Origin of the sequence: Streptomyces sp. CBMA123, from assembly GCF_014596465.1 — a bacterium.
Taxonomy (GTDB): Bacteria; Actinomycetota; Actinomycetes; order Streptomycetales; family Streptomycetaceae; genus Kitasatospora.
The window spans coordinates 1-3,769 of sequence record NZ_MECK01000377.1 but is presented as its reverse complement, the minus strand read 5'-3'; the positions used below and the strand labels follow the sequence as shown (position 1 = coordinate 3,769).

Below are 3,769 nucleotides of genomic sequence, written 5' to 3'. Positions count from 1 at the left end.
CCCCGCCACCCCGTTCGGCGGCCCCGCCACCGGCGTCCCCGGCACTCCGGCCGACGGCGGCAGCGCCGTGCAGCTCCCGCAGCCGCCCGGCACCCAGCCCGGCCTGCCCTCGGCCGGCCCCTTCGCCGCCACCGGCGCCTCGCTGCCCGCCACCGTCTTCGCCGCCTACCGCCAGGCCGAGGCCTCGCTGGCGCAGCGCTCGCCGGGCTGCCACCTGCCCTGGCAGCTGCTCGCCGCGATCGGCCAGGTCGAGTCCGGCCAGGCCAACGGCGGCCAGGTGGACGCCGCCGGCAAGACGCTCACCCCGATCCTCGGCCCGGCGCTGGACGGCAACGGCTTCGCCGCGATACCCGACACCGACGGCGGCCGCTACGACGGCGACCCGCGCTGGGACCGCGCGGTCGGCCCGATGCAGTTCATCCCCTCCACCTGGGCCTCCTGGGGCGTGGACGCCACCGGCAAGGGCACCGCCGACCCGAACAACATCTTCGACGCCGCCGAGACCGCGGGCCGCTACCTGTGCGCGGGCGGCCGGGACCTCTCCGATCCGGCCCAGCTGGACCGGGCGATCCTCAGCTACAACAACTCCACCGAGTACCTGGGCACCGTCCGCAACTGGATGGCCCACTTCGGCAGCGGCGCGGTCACCACCGTCGCGGACCGCCCCGGCGTCCCGACCCTGCCCGACTCCTCGCCGTCGCCGTTCCTCCGGCCGTCCGGCGGCACCGGCACCTCGGGCGCTACCCCGACCGGCAACGACGGTGCCGGCACCGGCCCGACGCCCGACGGCCAGCCGACCGTGCCGCCGGTGACGCCGACCCCGACGCCGTCCGCGCAGCCGACCACCACGCCGACCACCACGCCGACTCCCGGTGGTTCGCCCTCGCCCTCCGCGAGTCCGACGGCCACCCCGACGACCACGCCCACCGGCACGCCGACCTCGACGGCCACGCCGACCGGCACCCCGACGGGTACGCCGACGTCCTGCCCGAGCCCGACGGCGACCGCGACGCCCACCGGCACGGCCACGCCCACCGGCACGCCGTCCCCGACGGCCACGCCGAGCGGCACCCCGTCGCCGACGGCCACTCCCAGCGGCTGCCCGACGCCCACGCCGAACGCCAGCCCGAGCGCCACGGCAACCCCCGGCGCCACCGCGTCCGCCGCACCGACCGGCACGCCCAGCTCCTCGCTGTCGCCCTCCCCCTCGGCGACCGTGAAGAACTAACCGCGCGCGAACAGGCACCGCCAAGCACCGACGGCGGCAGGCCGGCCCGCAGGGGCCCGCTCTGCCGCCGTCGGCGCGTTCCCCGGGACCGCGCCCCGCCGGAGGGTCTACTTCCCCGTCGTCAGCCCCGCCCGGTGCTCGCGCCAGCGGCCGAGCATCCCGTGCAGCTCGTCGATCATGAACTCGAAGAAGGCCGCGCTCTCCGCCAGCCGCTCCGCCGCCACCGTGCCCACGCCGACGGCCAGTTCACCCTCCTTGAGCACCCGGACCCAGCGCAGCAGCAGTTCGTCGCGCCGGGTCAGCGACTCGAACCAGACGTCGTTGAGCACCCGGTAGCGGTCACGCCGCGAGCCGGGCTCGCGCTCCTTGGCGACCAGCCCGACCTGGATCAGGTAGCGCATCCCGCCGGAGACGGCAGCCGGGCTGATCTGCAGGCGCTCGGAGAGCTCGGCGGAGGTCAGCACACCGCTCTCCTCGGCCATCAGGCAGGAGAAGATCCGGGACGGCATCCGGCCCATGCCCGCGACCACCAACTCGGCCGCGAACCGCTCGACGAAGTCCGACACGGCCCGCTCGCGCCCGTGCCACGGCGCCCCCTGCGCCGCCTGCTCCGGCGCGCTCTTCGGTGCCTGCTCCCGCGCCTTCCGCGGTGTCTGCTCCACCACTCGCCCCTCTCCGGCGATCATCCATCCCCTGCTCGCACCTTAATGCTTTCCAATATTCACGTTTTTCTGAAACTACGGTAGCTTCGGAAGCATGACCAAGGCCATCATCCTGTCCGGCCTGCGCAAGACCTTCGGCCGGACCACCGCACTGGACGGCCTCGACCTCACCGTCGAGACCGGCGAGGTCCACGGCTTCCTCGGCCCCAACGGAGCCGGGAAGTCCACCACCCTCCGCGTCCTGCTCGGTCTGCTGCGCGTGGACGGCGGCAGCGCCCAGCTGCTCGGCAAGGACCCGTGGAGCGACGCCGTCGAGCTGCACCGCCGCCTCGCCTACGTCCCCGGCGACGTCGAGCTGTGGCCCAACCTCACCGGTGGCGAGGCCATCGACCTGCTCTCCCGGCTGCGCGGCCGGCTCGACCGGCGCCGCCGGGACGAACTGATCGAGCGCTTCGACCTCGACCCGACCAAGAAGGGCCGCAGCTACTCCAAGGGCAACCGGCAGAAGGTCGCCATCGTCGCCGCCCTCGCCTCCGACGCCGAACTCCTGCTGCTGGACGAGCCGACCTCCGGCCTGGACCCGCTGATGGAGGTGGTCTTCCAGGACGTCGTCCGGCAGGCCAAGGCGCGGGGCCGCACCGTCCTGCTCTCCAGCCACGTCCTGGACGAGGTGGAGAAGCTGGGCGACCGGGTCAGCATCATCCGGCAGGGCCGGGTGGTGGAGAGCGGCACCCTGACCGAACTCCGCCACCTCACCCGCACCACCGTGGAGGCGGAGACCGACCGCCCGGTCACCGGGCTGGAGGCGCTGGCGGGCGTGCACGCCCTGCGCACCGACGGCCGGCGGGTCCGGTTCGCCGTCGACGGCGCCCGGCTCGACGCCGCGGTACGAAGGCTGAGCGAGGCCGGGCTGCGCACCCTGGTCAGCCACCCGCCCACGCTGGAGGAGCTGATGCTGCGCCACTACGGCGACGAGCTGGCCGCCAACGGGCACCGCCCCGATCCCGAGGCCGTCCGATGACCACCACCACCCCACCCACCGCCCGGCGCACCGGGCCGGACCGCACCGGCGGGCCCGGCACCCTGGCCGGCACCGCCACCCTGCTGCGCTTCGCGCTGCGCCGCGACCGGGTCCGGCTGTCCGCCTGGGTGCTCGGCCTCGCGCTGCTCACCCTGGCCACCGCTGACAGCGCCCACACCGTCTACCCGACCGCCGCCGACCGCGCCGCGATCGCCCGTGGCTCGGGCAGCCCGGCCGTGCTCGCCATGACCGGCCCGGCCCACTACCTGGCCGACTACACCTGGGGCGCGATGCTCGGCCACCGGCTGCTCGGCCTGCTGGTCGTCCTGGCCGGCCTGCTGAGCGTCCTGACCGTCACCCGGCACACCCGGGCCGAGGAGGAGAGCGGCCGCGCCGAACTGGTCCGCTCGGCCGCCGTCGGTCGACACGCCCAGCTGGCCGCCGCGCTGGCCACCGCCGCCGTCGCCGACCTCGCGCTCGGTCTGCTGCTCGCCGTCGGCCTGCCCGGCCTCGGCATCCCCGGACTGACCGGCGGCGGCGCCCTGCTCTTCGGCGCCGCGACCGCCGTCGGCGGGCTGCTGTTCGGCACGGTGGCCGCCGTCACCGCGCAGATCACCGCGCACACCCGGACGGCCTCCGGGCTGGCCCTGGCCGTGCTCGGCGCCGCCTACGCGCTGCGCGCCGCCGGGGACGCCGGCGGGACCGGGCTCTCCTGGGCCTCCCCGATCGGCTGGCTGCAGCGCGGCTACCCCTTCGTCGACGACCGCTGGTGGCCGTTGCCGCCCGCGCTGGCACTGGCCGCCGTCACCGCCGCGGCCGGGTTCGCGCTGAGCACCCGCCGCGACGTCGGCGCCGGGC

At 75.8% G+C, this 3,769-nt stretch carries 3 protein-coding genes and 1 pseudogene; 3 read left to right on the top strand and 1 reads right to left on the bottom strand.

What is annotated here, in order from left to right:
• Positions 1-1,228, top strand: a 1,228-nt coding sequence (locus BG452_RS31070; protein WP_411293050.1) for a hypothetical protein, incomplete at its 5' end; no start/stop codon positions are given.
• Between the two features lie 107 nt (positions 1,229-1,335).
• Here BG452_RS31070 and BG452_RS31065 read toward each other — a convergent pair.
• On the bottom strand, positions 1,336-1,890 hold the full coding sequence (locus tag BG452_RS31065; RefSeq protein WP_317621302.1) for a GbsR/MarR family transcriptional regulator: 555 nt from the start codon (positions 1,888-1,890) through the stop codon (positions 1,336-1,338).
• Between the two features lie 94 nt (positions 1,891-1,984).
• On the opposite strand from BG452_RS31065, the gene BG452_RS31060 reads away from it, so the two are divergent.
• Both BG452_RS31060 and BG452_RS31055 read left to right on the top strand, forming a co-directional pair.
• Complete coding sequence (locus BG452_RS31060) at positions 1,985-2,911, top strand: ABC transporter ATP-binding protein (protein WP_188307688.1); 927 nt, start codon at positions 1,985-1,987, stop codon at positions 2,909-2,911.
• Positions 2,908-3,769: pseudogene (locus BG452_RS31055) on the top strand (ABC transporter permease); the annotation flags it as partial. The gene BG452_RS31060 and the pseudogene BG452_RS31055, both read left to right, overlap by 4 nt.